Here is a 13,647-nt window from a genome sequence, read left to right as displayed (position 1 = left end):
GGGTGTTGCCTGTTTTTTGTTGGGTTTCGGGGGTTGGGTTTTATGTTTTTTTTGGTTTTATTTTTTTCGTTCGGGGGGGGGCCTACTTTTGGTTTTTATTATTGGCCCCCGCCCGGGGGGGGGGGGTATGGCGGGTGGGGCCCGGCGCGTGGGCGCTGGGCAACCACCCGGACGTCCGGCACCAGGGGGTGCCGGACGCGGGGGGAGAAGCAGATCGCCACAGCGACCGAGAGCAGCCGAGCCCGAGCGCGTCCCCCTTCCCCGACCGCAAGCCGCGTCGCCGCAGCCGCAACCCGACCGAGCGCACCCGCAAGACGACCACCCGCCTCTCCGACACAGAGAAAGCCGAGATCGTCGCCGCCGCCGCGCAGCGCAGCGTCACCGTCGCGCGCTTCCTCGCCGCCGCCGGCCTCGCCGCCGCCCGCGGTTCCACCACCCTGCACACCAACGAACAGCTCGACGACGCCATCGACGAGCTGGCCGCCCTGCGCACCGCCCTCTCCCGGGTCGGCAACAACATCAACCAGATCGCCTACGTCCACAACGCCGGGGGGCAGCCCAGGCCCGGCGAACTCGAACACGCCCTCACAACCCTGACCCGACTCCTGGCCCGTATTGACGACGTGGCCGACACCCTGGTGAAGAAGCGACTCTGATGGTCCCCAAAATCCGACGCGGCTCACGAACCCACGGCTTGCTCGTCTACCTGTACGGCCCCGGCAAACGCGACGAACACACCGACGCGCACCTCGTCGGGAGCTGGGACGGCTTCGCCCCCGACCCCGGACGAGACACCAGCCCCGACCCCGACCCCAAGGTCACCCTCGCCCGCCTGTCCGCAGCGCTGGACCTGCGGGTCAAGCAGGCCGGCACCACGGCACCGGCCCAGCACGTCTGGCACTGCTCGGTCCGCACCGACCCCGGCGACCGACGCCTGACCGACGCCGAATGGAACACCGTCGCCCGCCGCCTGGTCCACGCCGTCAACCTCGCCCCAGAAGGCGATCCCGACGGCTGCCGCTGGGTCGCCGTACGGCACGCCGACGACCACATCCACATCGTGGCCACCATGGTCCGAGGCGACCTGCGCCGTCCGAGGATGAACTACGACTTCAAGAAGGCCCAGGCCGAATGCCGCCGCATCGAGAAGGAGATGGGGTTCCGCCAGCTCAGGCCCGGCGACGGCACCGGAGCGAAGTCCCCCACCAGCGCAGAGCGTTTCAAGGCCGAGCGAACTGGGCGTCCCGAGGCCCCTCGCGAGAGTCTCCGCGAAGCCGTGCGCCAAGCCCTCGCCGGGACGGCCACCGAAGAGGAGTTCTTCGCCAGGCTCCGGGAGGCGGGCCTCCGCGTGAAGATCCGAAACGCCCCGTCCGGCGACGCCATCGGCTACAACGTCGCGCTTCCCGGTGACCGCAACCGCGACGGCGCACCGATCTGGTACCCCGGCTCCAAGCTGGCCCCCGACCTCTCACTCCCCAAGATCCGCCGCCGACTGGCCGAGGGGGGCGCTGACCAGACGACGCACCCGGCGTCGACCAGCGGCCGAACGGACTGGTCCCCGCCCGCCCGGGAACGACGCAACGCCACCGATATCGCCGAGCGCGCCGCCGTCCTGCTCGACAGCGACCACGACGAAGCCGCAGGTCAACTGGTGGGGATCGGCGAACTCCTGGACGCGGTGACACAGACCTCCCCGGCCGCTACCCGCGCCGAGCTGGGCGCCGCCGCCCGATCCTTCGAGCGTGCCACCCGCAGCCACGTCCGAGCGGAGCATGCCGACACGCGGGCGATCCGCTCGGCGGCCCGGGGCATCATCCAGGCTGGCAGCGCCCTCGGACGTGGCGAGGACGGTGGCACCACCGCCATGCTCCTCTCCACCCTGGTCCTGGTCACGATCGCCGCTGCCCGCTGGCACTCCGCCCGGGGACACGCCCAGCAGGCTCACGCTTCCCGACAGACCGCCGAGCATCTGCGAGCCGCCTACCGACAGGCCGCTGCCACGCCCATGCAGGCCCTACACGACCAAGGTCGCGCTCTACCGGAAGCCGAACGCCGCGCCCACCAGGCCACCATCCGCGCAGCACTGCCCGACGGGGTGATGCGAGCAGACAGCTCGTCCACGGCCGATGCCCTGACCGCCACACTTGCCCAGGCCGAGCACGCAGGCCACGACCCCAAGGCCCTCCTCCAGCAGGCCATCGAGATGCGCGAACTCGACACGGCTGACGACGTGAACGACGTGCTCGTCTGGCGACTGCGCCGCCTTGCCCAGCTTCCCGCTCACCCGGGTGAAGCGACGCGCCGCCCGCAGGCCGGCACCAGCCAGACAAGGGCCCCGGCCAGTCGCACCAACAACCGGACGGCACCCACGGCAGCAGCTCGCCCCACCACCTCCGACCCAGGCAACCGCCCACCGCGCCGCTGACGAGGGTCCGGCGGGCCGGGTGACCGGCCCGCCGGCCTTCGAGAAACCCCTGGACAAGCAGCTCCACCGGCTGTTACGGATGGAAACAGAAGTACCTCGACCGGGAGATGAAGCTCGTGCTCAGAACCACCGACCGCCCCGCAGAGCCGACACCCGTGCTGCCCGTCCTCCCCGCCGGCACCGATCCCCTGCTGCAACTCGAGTACGAGACGCAGCCGCCCAGCGGCCCCGGCGCGACGCGCTGCCTCAGCCACCCGAGTGCCCTGGCCCTTCGTGGCATCCCGGTGATGTGCACGGCCTGCCGCGCCCGCCGCGACTGGCTACTCATCAACCACGGACGGAACGTCTGGGTTTGCTGCCGCTGCAGCAACCAGTGGCTCGAACCGGAGATCAGCCGAGCCGACTTCGACGCACTGATCGCCATCCCGGACGGAACGACTTACTCCAGCGTCGAGCAGGGCCTGGCCGCGCTCGGCTTCGACGGGGCCTTCGCCGGCACCTACCTGGACTAGTCGAGCGGCGGCGTGCCGAACGCCGAGGAGCGCCACCGATACGTCGGTGGCGCTCCTCGGCGTTGCGCGATGGTCAGCCGCGGTTCCCGTTCTTCGGCAGTCCTCCTCGGAAGTCGCAGCCGGGGCACTCGTCCTCGCCCTGGATGTGACCCTCATACCAGCCGTGGACGGCGGCGTGGAGGATCGCGTCCTCCACGGAGGCTTCGCCGTTGCGGACTGATGCGAGAGCGTTGCCGACGACCACCCGGAGCGCAGCATTGTCAGGCGAAGGGAACGGTGGGGCGGGCATAGGTGAGTCGGTCATGCCTTGAGACTAGGGGCGAACCTATCCGTCATTCAGCGGAATCGGCAGGCGGGGGCAGCTCGCCGGAACGGGCCAGACGGTGAATGCTGAGCTGGACTGCGGCGCGGTTAAGCCCAAGTTCGTTCGCCAGGGCGTCGACGGTGAGCTGGGGCCGAACTCGTAGCCGGTGGAGGACGGTGCGGTCGTTCGCGGCGTCCTGAGACCGGCGGAGCAGGTAGACGCCGGAGGCACCGGCCGCCACGGCGAACAAGGCGATGCTGCAGACGCCGTAGTTGTGCTGAACAGCGGCGGCGATTGCGGCGACCGCTCCAGCGGAAGCGACCAAGGCGGACGCGACAACGAGTCTGTTCACGATGCTCCTCCGGCGGACGCCGGAGGAGCATCAGAGGCCGAATCGCCATGGAGATCGCTGCGAAACCCCCGGCCGACCGGCGTCCAGCTCTGCAACGTGGCGGGCCGCCAGCGGGGCCGGTCCGGCACGGTGGTGTCGTCGGGAGCGGGCAGGCTTCCTCGGCTCTTGCGATTACGGGTAGCCCCGACGCTGATGCCCAGGTGAGCGGCGACCTCGGGGTACCCCCAGAGTTCCTGGTCGTCGGCCATCGTGTCCTCCTCGTTCGTCGGTGATGAGCGTACGCAACACGCGGCTGGGCGTACGGCAAGGCCGCCCCTGCCTGATTGGCACGGGGCGGCCTTCTGCGGTTCGGTCAGACCTGGGCGAGGCGGTTCGAGAGGTCGAGGGCGGCGGTCGCGACCGCGAGGGCGGCGCAGAGGCCAAGCACCTCGTGCAGGGTCGGGCGGACCAGGCGCGGCCAGTCGTCCGGGGCAGCGGGCCACGAGGCGAGATGCACCTCGGTGGTGGCCAGGCCCAGGTGGGCGGTGACGTCCCAGCCTGCGAGGGGGGCGGGCTCCCAGTGAAGGCGGATGCGGCCAAGCGGGAGTCTCGGGGCTTCGAGGTCGAGCCAGGTGACGTCGAGCGGCCCGTCGGGCAGTGCGGAGACGCGCTGGACCAGCGCGCCGCGCGTGGTGCTCGGCATCGGACGTATGGCGAGGCCATGTAGAGGAAGGACGTGCGAAGGGCGGGATTGCGACGAGATCGGAGCCTCCAGGTCTTCTCGGTGGAACAGGTCAGGCCCAGGCAAGGGCGTCGCTGACCGCCGTCGGGAGGTAGCCCTCCTGGCCGTCGTCGGCGATGAACGCCCTGCCGTCCCGAACGATGACCTCTGCCCCGAGATAGTGGGTGAAGGGGAAGTCCGGGTTGATGGCAAGACGGATCGGCAGGCTGGGGTCAAGGTCCTGGAGTTGGCGGAGCAGGTGGCCGACGGTCAGGTAATGGGGCACGGGATCCTCCGAGAGCGGTGCGGACTGGTAGTGCGGGGTTGGTGCGTGAGGGTCAGGGCACGTCGAGACGCAGCAGGTCGCGAACGACCTTCGGCCCCTGGGAGTGGCTGGCGAGGTGCCGCTTCCGGCTCTCGTTGACGTAGCCCTTGCCGGACTGCTTCATGTCCCAGCCGCCGCAGGAGCAGATGGCTTGCGTGTACGCGCGGCCAGGACAGTCGGGGTGGAGCGGCTTGCCGGAGCTGGTGTGCTTGTGGTCCGCCGGGCAGAGAGTGCCGTCGGCGTGGTGGTTGGTGAGCGGGGCGCGGTGTGCCACGGGGCTTCTCCGAGTCGGGGTCGGTAGCGGTCAGCGGGTGGGGCTGGCGATGAGCGCGGCGAGGAATCCGGCAACGGCCTCGGAGGGGGTGTAGAGGCCGAACTCCTGTATCCACGGGCCGCCTTCGGTGGGCTGCACTCGGACCTGCCAGACGATGTCGCGCTGCCAGGCGGCGGGGTCCTCGGGGAGCCAGCCGACGTAGACCCGGCCGTCCGGGCTCGTCGCGTGGACGTTGGCTTCCGGGGTGTCCACGATCGCCCAGCCGAGGGCGTCGAGGAGGTCGAGCACCGGGCCTGCGCAGTGGTCGGAGGAGAGCCACGGACGGTCTTCCACGGCCGGGCGGACGACGGCGGGAAGGAGAGCGGGGGAGGTGTTCATGGTTGGACGATCCCTTCGTTGACCTGCGGTTTTTCCCACACCCGTACGTTGACATGCAGTGTCCCGAAGTACGTAGTCCTTTCCCGGAGAGCGGTGTCTGCCGTGGGCGAACTGGCGGCCGTGGGCGGGCGACGCTGGCGCTGGGAATGGATCGGTGAACGCGGTTGTCGTAACTGGGTTGCGGCGTCGGACCGCACAAGATCGAAGGGGGAGCAGGGATGTCGGAGCCGAGCAGACACTGGGACGGGGCCGGGCTGGAACGCAAGATCCGCGCTGCCGGGCGGCCGTGGACGGTGGGCGACATCGCGATGGTCGCTGACGGCCAGTGGGCTGTCGGTGTCCAGCCCGACGGACGGCGAGACGAGGACGCCACGGCGGAGGGTCGGATCGCGGATGGACGCCGCGTCGCGTTGACGTTGGAAGAACTGGCCCGCGCGGTGGGCTCTCGAATCTGGGACGCCCACCGCGACGAGGACCTCAGCTGACGATCAGCGGTGCGGCCCCAGCGCGGCCACCGACGGGCCGGAAGCAGCCGAAGGGGCTGGCTGATCGGGTGACTGGGCCAGGGCGCGTGGAGCGTGCCCCGAGCGGGCGACAGCGGCCTGGGCCAGCCGAGCTGCCGGGGCCCGGCCCGCGGTCGCGGCGGATTCACGCGCTTCGATCACGTGGCTGATGGCCTGAAGGGAAGTCCGGCTCTCGGCTTGAGCGACGCGAAGGTCCGCTGCTGAGCCGGTAATCCGTTCCAGGTCGTAGAAGGCCGGCACACGGCCGGGCCGAGAAAGGGCGTGCAGACGGTCCTGGTGCACAGCCACGGCGTTGTCGGTGACGACCAAGGACGAGCGGATGTGCATGACCGAGCGCAAGAGGGGGTCTTCGCTGGGGCTGCGGACCGCGAGGGATTCCAGAGCCTCGATTGGGCGGCCCCAGGTTTTCTCGATCATGGCCGTGGCCTGATCGAGCGCGGTTGCGTCAGGCATGGTGAACTCCCGGCATTCGAAATGGTGCTTCGGGTGGAGGGGTTGTCGCAGAGGGACCGAAACCGTCAGCGGCTATGGCGTGAGGGCGTCGGGGTGGCCGGCGACTTGAACCCCACAGCAGGCGCCGGGTTGCTCGACCGGTTCTGTGCCGAGGCCCCCGTACGACTGCGCGCGGCCATGACCCGCAGGTCTGCGGCGGTCCGAGGAAAACGTGCGGCGCGCTGGACGGCCTGAGTGAGCGCGGTACGGCGTACGTCAAGAGGGGTGGGAGCCCGAGGAACCTGGGGGACGGACGGGCTGACGGGGGTGAGCGAGACCAAGTGCTCAACCTCGCGATGGATCATGTGCCGCTCACGTACCGCCGGGGCTGGATCGGCCATGGCCGCTGCCGTTGCGGCGATCAGGTGGGAGGGAGTGCGGGCCGAGAAGATCGCCTCCGCGCGAGTGCCCCACCCTGGTGGACCCGCCCAGAGCGTTACGGCTTCGTCGTCCGGACGGGAGCGGCGGTTGTCGAGGAGGACGCCTGCCTGTCCGTCCGGCGCGAGGATCTCGACGGTGCCCAGCTCGGCGCCGCTGTCACGAGTCCAGCCAGCATCGGTCAGCGGCCGAACAGCGTCGGCCCAGACGCCCGCGTGCGCAGCGGAAGGGGCTGCTTGACTGCACGCGGGCGCCGTGGCGATGCGGAGACGTAACTGGCTCTCGGCGCCACCCGGATCACCGGCCCCGAGAGGGCGTCGACTGGGCGGTGACGACTGCGGGCACCCGCGGTTGCGGCTGCGGCGCGTGGCTGAACAGGGCGCTCGGCGCGGCGGCGCTCCGGCGCAGGGCCGCTGCAGTGCGGATGTTGTCCGACGCCAGCGGCACGCCGGTGTGGGTCCGGGTGGCCGCCGCAACAGGGGGCGGCGGTGCCGAGCGATGCCGCGTGGCGACGGGGTCACTCCAGTGCTCGACGGCTGTGTATACGGGGCCGAGCGCCCGCCCGGCGTCGGTCAGGACGTACGGGTCGCCGTGGCGGGGCCCGGTACGGGCGACCAAGCCGTCTACCTGAAGCCGGTTGAGTCGTTGCCGGGTCCAGCCGTTGTCCAGGCCGGCCTCCTCGGCGATGTGGACGAACCGCATGGGGCCGCCCGTGTCGAGGGCCTGGATCACGGCGGTCGAATCCCGCAGGTGCAGACGCCGCACGGCGTCCTCGATGCGTTCGGCACCGGCTACCCGGCCGCCTAGCGAGAGGTGGGCCTGGGACCAGTCGGCAAGAGTGTCGTGCACCCGAGACAGGGATTCGCCGAAGGCGCTGAGCTGATACGGAGCCCCGTGGCGGTCGCCGACTCGGGTGACCAATCCATCGGCGTGCATCTGGGCCAGCCGCTTGCCGACGAGCTGCTCGCTGACGAAGGGAAGCCTGGCGGCGACATCACGCACACGCATGGGGCTGCTCTGCTGCGCCAGGGTCTGCGCCGACCAGGTGGTCCACTTCGGTGCTATCAGGGAAAACGCGTCCTCGACACGCCGTGCATCGACCGAGCCGATCGAGGTAGCGGAGGACGGAGAGGTGGCGGGCATGGGACGAACTCCATTGAGACAAAGGGGGGTTGCGGACTCTTGACGCGACCGAGCGCTCAGCGGGAGGTGCTCTCGGTTCGGAGCCTCTGGAGCACAACGCCGAGGCGGCGGTTGCTGACGGGGACGCCGCGCTCACGCAGGCCCCGCCGCAGTGCCTCGCGGTTGAGGCGGTGCAGGCCGGCAGCGACCTCGCGGGCGATGTCCAGCAGATCCTGATCGTCCGGAGCAGGGGCGACTTGATGAGCTGACGGCCGCCGAGCGGAAGCGCGGTCCAGGAGGAGCCGAACATCCAGCAGATCCCAGACCGCTTCCGCCTCGCTCTGTTCCTGGCGTTCGAGGTCGACGACTTCGGTCGCGTACAGCAGCACCAGATCGTCGCGGTCGGGTCCACCGGCGCGGTGCCCCCTCCAGGCTGCTTCGAGGTGACGGCGAGCTGACTGGGCGGCGGCGCCGGTCTGAGTGAGTCCGTCGAGCCGTCGCAGCAGAATGGGCAGGACGGGGTCGTCGGAACGGGCGGAGGCGTTGCCGCGCTGCAGCTTCTCCAGCGGGCGGCCGTACCGGTGCTCGACCAGGCGGCGGGTGTAGATCGCGGCGGACATGAGGGGAGTCCTTTCGATGGATATCAGCGGGAACGGAGCGGCTTGGCGGTCGGGCTTGTCGCAGGTGCTGGGGATGGGCCGGCGTCGGAGCCGGAGATCGCTGCAGCGTCGCTGCGGCTGAGAGCGGCGGACACGCGTGGCGCGGCCGTACGGAGGTCGCGAAGCGCCGTCTCGCCCTGTGGTGTCAGTGAGAGGAGCTGTCCAGGCCGGTACAGCCCCTCGCTGGTGTCCTGGGCCAGTAGCCCGTCGGCGACCAGCCGCTGGACGGTTTCGGGCCAGACCTCCGGGTTGGGGCGCTGGCCCGTTCCGTCAGAGAGGTAGGTGTAGCCGTAGATCGCGCTCTGGCGGACTCGCAGTTCGACGGCGTCGACGGCTTCGAGGGCCCGGAGGCGGAGGTCGCCCGAGACGGTCCAGTCATCGTCCCGGCCGGCACCGTGATCGTTGTCCAGCTCATGGGTCTTGACCTGCGTGACCTGGGAACTGTTCGACTCGGACAGAAGTTGGCGGTACGCGAAGATGGACTCGTTGAGCTGCTCGTGAGCCTCGTTCTGCCGCGAGACGAGCTGTCCGATCTGCTGGACCGCAGACCGCAGTGGTACGTACGAGCGCGCCGAACCGTTGAACTCGCCCCGGCTGACGGGTCCGAGAACCTCAACGGCAGCCTGAGCCGCACGGGCAACTCGACCGTGCAGTTCGTTGAGTTCGTGTGCAGCCCCGATGACGCGCGTCGCGGCACCGTACAGCGGCTCTCCTGGTCGATACGCGATGTTCAGCATCCAGAAGTCCTCGACGCCGAGCAGCTCGGCAACGAGGTCTGCGCCGGGCCGCGCAGTGACGTTCTGCGCGTTCACTCCGTCGCCTCCATCCGGGCGAGCAGGGAGCGGACCAGAGTGGGCAGGCTCTCGGGACCGTCGCCGATCCAGACGTGGTCGGTCGCCTCGCCGAGGACATACGCGGCGTCTTCGAGAAGGCCGCTGGAGATCTCCATGCAAGCGTCGGTGATCCGGGAAGCTGCGAGCAGGGACTCGGAGAGCACCTCGACGTAGTCGACCGGCGCGAGGCCGGCGGCCTCGGCCGCAGTACGGATCGCGGCCAACTCCAGTGCGCTGAAGGCGAAGTCGAACTCGCTGTTCTGCTCCACGCTGGCCGCTGCGGCGAAGGCCGGGTCCGGTGGCTCCGTGGGGATGCCGACGCGCGTGCAGATGCGGTCGACCGAGGAGGTCAGCTCGGCGAGTGACTCGGTGAGCCATCCCAGCGCCGAGGCGTAGGAGGCCAGGGTGAACAGACCTGCTGGCGTGGTGGGGAGCGGATCGTCGGCCACGAAGCCTTCGAGCCGGTCGCTCAGCTCGCAGACGACTTGGGGCCCGCCGGACAGTGCACCGAGCACGGGGTGCAGGTAGGAGCGGCTAGCGGCCGTCGGGTACTCAGCGGTGAGGATGCCGGAGACGCTGTGCGCAACCTCGGTGAGTAGGCCAGCCAGCTCGGTACGGGCCAGGGGGGTGCGGTCGGCGGTCATCGCTGGGGAACCTTTCGAGAAGCGGCAGCAGCGGGTTGTACTGCTGCGGGAGGAGTTGCCGGGACCGCGGTCGGCTGGTCGACCGCGTGGGGAGAGCGAGAGCGAGCTGCCTGCACGCGCGCCTCGGAGGCAGAGGCTGTCTCGGTGCCCTGGTGGGGGCCGGTGCGCAGGTGCGCAGCGCGGTAGACCGCGTAGTCCTTCCTGCTCCCGGCGGCGACGAGATAGATCTCGCGCTTGTGGTGTGAGGTCGGAGGGGCCGGGCGGAACTGGATGACCATCCGGTAGGAGACGGACGGGTCGACGTAGACCTTGTGGAAGCCCGTGAGGCGACCTTTCAGCGGTAGGCAGTCGTCGCTGCCGTGGACCAGGTTCTGCAGCTCCAGCAGAGCCAAGTCGCGCATTTCGTCGGGAAGTTCCCGGAGGTCTGCGATGGCGTCGGGGTGCGCGGCGAAGGCGAAGCGGGCGCGGCTCACATCGACCGCCCGGGGCTCGGTCGCTGTGCCGGTGCTACCGACGGCGCACTCTGGGCATCGGGGCCGGCCTTCGGTAGCGCGGAGGCACCGGCCGACCGGGTGAGGGCAGCACGGGTCCGGAGGGCGGCGGCGTCGCTACGGTATTCCGCTGGCTGCGGCAGTGGGCTGTCGCGGGTTTCCAGCCAGTGTTGGGCGGCTTCCTCGTCGGCGAAGGCGCCTTCGCGCACCGTGTAGGTGCCTGCTTCGAGGTCCGCCTCTTCCAGGAAGACCCGGATCGGGGCCTGGGTTGCGGCAGAGTCCTGGACCATCGTCCAGTTCTCGGCCGGGCCGTAGTCAGTGGTGTCGCTCTCCAACACCTCGTACCGGCTTCCCGAGGAGCGGATCTGCTGCTCGATACGGGTCGACAGGTCATCGGCTGGTTGTGTGAAGCCGTCGCTGATCTGGGAGATCTGCTCGGGCGGGCAGCCTTGCCCGATCAGCCAGTTCTGAGCGAAGGACACCGAGGAGTGATACGTCGACTCGAAGGTGAAGGTGTTCAGGCTGAGATCCCGTGCGACCTTGATGGCAGCGATCTGGGGTTCCCCCGGTACACCCCAGGTGACCGAGCTGTCGTGGGCGACGACAAAACTGTGGGAGCCGTTGGGCGTGGTGTGATGCTCGGCCATGACGCTGAAGTCGCTGCCCCAGAACCGATGCTCCGCGTACTCCGAATCCGCGTCAGCGGGCTCGAAGTCCTCCAGGCGGAAGTCGAGTTCGTTGCTCATGCTGCCAGCCCCAACTGCGGTGCGGGGGTGGCCAGCACGCGATGGTTGGGCCGGGTCGCGCTCGTCGTGCACGCGGCGAAGGGGCCATCGGGAGCGCGCAGATGGGCCAGCGTCTGGTCCAGGTGGTCGCGGTGCCACGTCGAAGGACCGGACAGGCCGGCCTCGGCGTCGGTGAGCTGCTGCCACGCGAGCCAGAGGGCGTGGAGACGGGCGACGGCCTCGGGGTGTTCGTGCCACTGCTCGCACCACGGGCGGCTGGTGCTGATCTCCCGGCCGTACACCGGGAGGAATAGGTAGTTTACCCAGTCGCTGAGCGCGGCGATCTCGATCGCGTACGCCTCACCGCCCAGGGCGAGGATGAACACCGAAGTGGGGCCATCCACCTGCGTGGAGGCGGCCAGGGCGGCCGGAACGCCGTCAGGCGGCGGAAGCTCGGCGGAAGCGGGAGCAGGCTCGGAGCCCAGGCGGTCGAGGATGACGCCGTGCTGCCTGACCTCGGCCATCGTCTTGGCGAGGGTGCTGGCGAGGTCGTCGAGGTCCCCGTCGGGGACGCGGAACGGCTCCGGGTCGGGGGCGGTCGTGCTGGTGTCGGACATGGGGGCGTGCTCCATCTGTGAGACGGCGACATGAGGAAGAGGATCCGGAGGAACCGCGATTTGGTCCGGCCGGGAAAACCCGGTAGTGGGGCGCTACGCCGTCGCGCAGCGAGGGCAACGCGGGAAGGGCGGCGCCAGCAACTGCACGGCTCGGCTGGCCTGTTGAGGCACGACGCCGTTGCCCAGTGCGGTGAGTTGAGCCGGTCGTCCGAGCCCCGGGGTGGCGGTGACCCAGCCGGGCTCCAGGCCCTGCATCCACTCCACGAAGTCGGCACGAAGACGTCCGGCCGCATCGGTGGGCGGTGGCGCGGGGCGGGTGAGCATCTCCCATCGGGCGATGGCGGCTGCGTACGCCCCCCATCGCTGGTCGGCCCTGCGGTGTCCGGAGCCGATTCCGTCCAGAGCGGCAGAACCACTGCTGACAGGGGAGGACGCCATCCCTTGCCCGGTCGGCGTCCCGGCGTGCCCGTGTCGCTGGCCCGCGGTGTGGGCAGCAGGGACGCCGCTGCGCTCGGCAGGGTCATGTCCCCGTTGCCGTGGCGCTGGTTGGGCGAGCCCTTGATTCCGTCCGACGCCTTCGGAGTAGGCAGGAGCCACTCCACCTCGTCGGCCAGGTTCGGGCCGTGTCCGCCGCTCTTCCTCTTGGAAGGGTGTTGCGAGCCGCCGTTCTTCGCGATGTTGCTGGTCGGCGTCTTGAACAGGGTGTTCGGCGGGCCAGGCGACGAGGAACGTGCGCTCGCGACGGTGCGGGGCTCCGATGTCGGAGGCGCGAAGCACGAGCCACTTCGCGTCGTACCGGAGGTCGGCCAGGGATCCGAGTACGGCACCGAGTGCCCGCAGAGGAGGCTGACCTGGGGTGTCTCCCAGACACCACGGGCAGAATTCCACGTCGCCAGGGGAACCGGCGGGTGAGGTGAGGAGGCCGCGCACATTCTCGATCACAACCAGGCAAGGTCGGAGGGCTTCGACCGCACGGGCGACGTGCAGCCACAGCCCGGAGCGGGTCTGGGCGTTGAGTCCGGCCCGACGGCCGGCGACCGAGACGTCTTTGACAGGGGAAGCCCGCCGTCAGGACGCACACCCGGGGCACGGCGGACCAGCCGACGGACGTGATATCGCCCAGGTTCGGGACACCGGGCCAGTGGCGGGCCAGGATGCGCGAGGCGTTCGGATCGACCTCCGCGTGCCAGGCCAGCGTGCCGCCGAGCGCGGACTGGACACCGAGGTCCAGCCCGCCGTACCCCGAGCAGAGCGAGCCGATCAGCGGAGGGAGCGCGATAGCGGTCTGCATGTCACCGGCCCCGAGTGATCTGGTCCGCAGGAGCTGGTGCTCCCGGGCCGGCAGGCGAAGGCGAAGCGGATGCGAGTCCCGCGGTCGCGGACCGGCTACGGGCTGCCTGCAGCCGAACCAACGGGGGCGAGACCGTCGCCGACGCGGCGTGAAGGGAATCGGCTGCTTCGCGTAGGGCTGTGTCCGCCACACCGAGCGCGTCCTCCGTAACCCGCACCGCAGCCTCCCGCGCGTCCCGGGCATCGGGCTGGTCGCGAAGGTGCTCGGTCTGGTTCAGGAACGCAAGCTGATGGGCTACTGCCCCGAGCGCGGATGCCGCTTCGCCAGCGGGGCCAACGGCGGCGGCGAAGCCGGTGATGACCCGCGCACTGCGGGACTCTTGGTCTTGGTCGACGGCGCGGAAGAGGACCTCGTCGCCCAAACCGGTGATCAACGCGCCGAGTTCGGAGATCTGCCGGGCGACGGCGACGCTGTTCGGCGAGCGGTGAGGGTCTCCGGGGACCGGGAGCTTGCCGCGCTGGGCATCGAATGCTGACGCCGTGGCGCGCAGGGCCAGGGCGTCGGAGACCGGGGTGTTCTTCATGGTGAATTCCAAAGGGAG

Annotated in this window: 21 protein-coding genes and 2 pseudogenes; 5 read left to right on the top strand and 18 right to left on the bottom strand. The window is 70.0% G+C overall.

Annotated features, from left to right (window positions below):
- The first annotated feature begins 134 nt into the window (after nucleotides 1-134).
- From ACIOMQ_RS34155 to ACIOMQ_RS34145, 3 genes are all read left to right on the top strand, one after another.
- Nucleotides 135-656 (top strand): MobC family plasmid mobilization relaxosome protein, encoded by a 522-nt coding sequence (locus ACIOMQ_RS34155; RefSeq protein WP_402191704.1) that lies wholly within the window; start codon nucleotides 135-137, stop codon nucleotides 654-656.
- Complete coding sequence (locus tag ACIOMQ_RS34150; protein WP_402191701.1) at nucleotides 656-2,425, top strand: relaxase/mobilization nuclease domain-containing protein; 1,770 nt, start codon at nucleotides 656-658, stop codon at nucleotides 2,423-2,425. Before ACIOMQ_RS34155 ends, ACIOMQ_RS34150 begins: the two co-directional genes overlap by 1 nt.
- Nucleotides 2,426-2,532: 107 nt before the next feature.
- Nucleotides 2,533-2,937, top strand: a complete 405-nt coding sequence (locus ACIOMQ_RS34145) for a hypothetical protein (RefSeq protein ID WP_402191698.1) — start codon at nucleotides 2,533-2,535, stop codon at nucleotides 2,935-2,937.
- A 73-nt stretch (nucleotides 2,938-3,010) separates the two neighbouring features.
- Here ACIOMQ_RS34145 and ACIOMQ_RS34140 read toward each other — a convergent pair whose 3' ends face one another.
- The 7 genes from ACIOMQ_RS34140 to ACIOMQ_RS34110 form a co-directional block, all read right to left on the bottom strand.
- Complete coding sequence (locus ACIOMQ_RS34140) at nucleotides 3,011-3,241, bottom strand: hypothetical protein (protein ID WP_266805269.1); 231 nt, start codon at nucleotides 3,239-3,241, stop codon at nucleotides 3,011-3,013.
- Nucleotides 3,242-3,269: 28 nt separating this feature from the next.
- The gene (locus ACIOMQ_RS34135; RefSeq protein ID WP_266805271.1) at nucleotides 3,270-3,593 is read right to left on the bottom strand and encodes a hypothetical protein; all 324 of its coding nucleotides are present in this window, start codon (nucleotides 3,591-3,593) and stop codon (nucleotides 3,270-3,272) included.
- Nucleotides 3,590-3,841, bottom strand: coding sequence for a MarR family transcriptional regulator (locus tag ACIOMQ_RS34130; protein ID WP_266805273.1), 252 nt, complete (start codon nucleotides 3,839-3,841; stop codon nucleotides 3,590-3,592). The genes ACIOMQ_RS34135 and ACIOMQ_RS34130 overlap by 4 nt, the downstream gene beginning before the upstream one ends.
- Before the next feature lie 104 nt (nucleotides 3,842-3,945).
- Nucleotides 3,946-4,275 (bottom strand): esterase, encoded by a 330-nt coding sequence (locus ACIOMQ_RS34125; protein ID WP_402191693.1) that lies wholly within the window; start codon nucleotides 4,273-4,275, stop codon nucleotides 3,946-3,948.
- A 91-nt stretch (nucleotides 4,276-4,366) separates the two neighbouring features.
- The gene (locus tag ACIOMQ_RS34120) at nucleotides 4,367-4,579 is read right to left on the bottom strand and encodes a hypothetical protein (protein WP_266805277.1); all 213 of its coding nucleotides are present in this window, start codon (nucleotides 4,577-4,579) and stop codon (nucleotides 4,367-4,369) included.
- 52 nt (nucleotides 4,580-4,631) lie between these two features.
- Nucleotides 4,632-4,892, bottom strand: a complete 261-nt coding sequence (locus tag ACIOMQ_RS34115; protein WP_277438824.1) for a hypothetical protein — start codon at nucleotides 4,890-4,892, stop codon at nucleotides 4,632-4,634.
- A 30-nt stretch (nucleotides 4,893-4,922) separates the two neighbouring features.
- Nucleotides 4,923-5,270 carry a DUF317 domain-containing protein gene (locus ACIOMQ_RS34110; RefSeq protein WP_277438823.1) on the bottom strand — a complete coding sequence of 116 codons (348 nt, stop codon included), beginning with the start codon at nucleotides 5,268-5,270 and terminating at the stop codon, nucleotides 4,923-4,925.
- Between the two features lie 218 nt (nucleotides 5,271-5,488).
- Here ACIOMQ_RS34110 and ACIOMQ_RS34105 point away from each other — a divergent pair, with 218 nt between their 5' ends.
- Nucleotides 5,489-5,755 carry a hypothetical protein gene (locus ACIOMQ_RS34105; protein ID WP_266805283.1) on the top strand — a complete coding sequence of 89 codons (267 nt, stop codon included), beginning with the start codon at nucleotides 5,489-5,491 and terminating at the stop codon, nucleotides 5,753-5,755.
- Between the two features lie 3 nt (nucleotides 5,756-5,758).
- On the opposite strand, the gene ACIOMQ_RS34100 is transcribed toward ACIOMQ_RS34105, so the two are convergent.
- From ACIOMQ_RS34100 to ACIOMQ_RS34050, 11 genes and pseudogenes are all read right to left on the bottom strand, one after another.
- Nucleotides 5,759-6,247: a hypothetical protein gene (locus tag ACIOMQ_RS34100; protein WP_266805285.1), complete on the bottom strand. Its 489-nt coding sequence runs from the start codon at nucleotides 6,245-6,247 to the stop codon at nucleotides 5,759-5,761.
- 714 nt (nucleotides 6,248-6,961) lie between these two features.
- Nucleotides 6,962-7,807 (bottom strand): helix-turn-helix domain-containing protein, encoded by an 846-nt coding sequence (locus ACIOMQ_RS34095; RefSeq protein ID WP_266805287.1) that lies wholly within the window; start codon nucleotides 7,805-7,807, stop codon nucleotides 6,962-6,964.
- Nucleotides 7,808-7,863: 56 nt separating this feature from the next.
- Entirely contained in the window at nucleotides 7,864-8,406 is a 543-nt protein-coding gene (locus tag ACIOMQ_RS34090) for a hypothetical protein (RefSeq protein ID WP_266805288.1), read from the bottom strand.
- A 23-nt stretch (nucleotides 8,407-8,429) separates the two neighbouring features.
- Nucleotides 8,430-9,257, bottom strand: a complete 828-nt coding sequence (locus ACIOMQ_RS34085; protein ID WP_402191687.1) for a large ATP-binding protein — start codon at nucleotides 9,255-9,257, stop codon at nucleotides 8,430-8,432.
- Nucleotides 9,254-9,922, bottom strand: coding sequence for a hypothetical protein (locus tag ACIOMQ_RS34080; RefSeq protein ID WP_266805290.1), 669 nt, complete (start codon nucleotides 9,920-9,922; stop codon nucleotides 9,254-9,256). The genes ACIOMQ_RS34085 and ACIOMQ_RS34080 overlap by 4 nt, the downstream gene beginning before the upstream one ends.
- Complete coding sequence (locus tag ACIOMQ_RS34075) at nucleotides 9,919-10,395, bottom strand: hypothetical protein (RefSeq protein WP_402191684.1); 477 nt, start codon at nucleotides 10,393-10,395, stop codon at nucleotides 9,919-9,921. The genes ACIOMQ_RS34080 and ACIOMQ_RS34075 overlap by 4 nt, the downstream gene beginning before the upstream one ends.
- A complete protein-coding gene (locus tag ACIOMQ_RS34070; RefSeq protein WP_401278532.1) occupies nucleotides 10,392-11,159 on the bottom strand; it encodes a glycosyl hydrolase in 768 nt (255 codons plus the stop codon). Before ACIOMQ_RS34070 ends, ACIOMQ_RS34075 begins: the two co-directional genes overlap by 4 nt.
- Nucleotides 11,156-11,755 carry a DUF4913 domain-containing protein gene (locus tag ACIOMQ_RS34065; RefSeq protein ID WP_266805294.1) on the bottom strand — a complete coding sequence of 200 codons (600 nt, stop codon included), beginning with the start codon at nucleotides 11,753-11,755 and terminating at the stop codon, nucleotides 11,156-11,158. The genes ACIOMQ_RS34070 and ACIOMQ_RS34065 overlap by 4 nt, the downstream gene beginning before the upstream one ends.
- A 93-nt stretch (nucleotides 11,756-11,848) precedes the next feature.
- Nucleotides 11,849-12,193: a hypothetical protein gene (locus tag ACIOMQ_RS34060; RefSeq protein WP_402191680.1), complete on the bottom strand. Its 345-nt coding sequence runs from the start codon at nucleotides 12,191-12,193 to the stop codon at nucleotides 11,849-11,851.
- A 294-nt stretch (nucleotides 12,194-12,487) separates the two neighbouring features.
- Nucleotides 12,488-12,751 (bottom strand): annotated as a pseudogene (locus tag ACIOMQ_RS34055) (DNA cytosine methyltransferase); the annotation flags it as partial.
- Nucleotides 12,752-12,872: 121 nt separating this feature from the next.
- Nucleotides 12,873-13,046, bottom strand: a pseudogene (locus tag ACIOMQ_RS34050) (hypothetical protein); the annotation flags it as partial.
- A 259-nt stretch (nucleotides 13,047-13,305) separates the two neighbouring features.
- Here ACIOMQ_RS34050 and ACIOMQ_RS34045 point away from each other — a divergent pair.
- Nucleotides 13,306-13,581, top strand: coding sequence for a hypothetical protein (locus tag ACIOMQ_RS34045; RefSeq protein ID WP_402191678.1), 276 nt, complete (start codon nucleotides 13,306-13,308; stop codon nucleotides 13,579-13,581).
- Nucleotides 13,582-13,647: the final 66 nt, after the last annotated feature.

Origin of the sequence: Streptomyces sp. NPDC087845 (assembly GCF_044742755.1) — a bacterium.
GTDB lineage: Bacteria > Actinomycetota > Actinomycetes > Streptomycetales > Streptomycetaceae > Streptomyces.
Note: the sequence above shows the minus strand (reverse complement) of the source record. Positions and strands in the feature narration are given on the sequence as shown.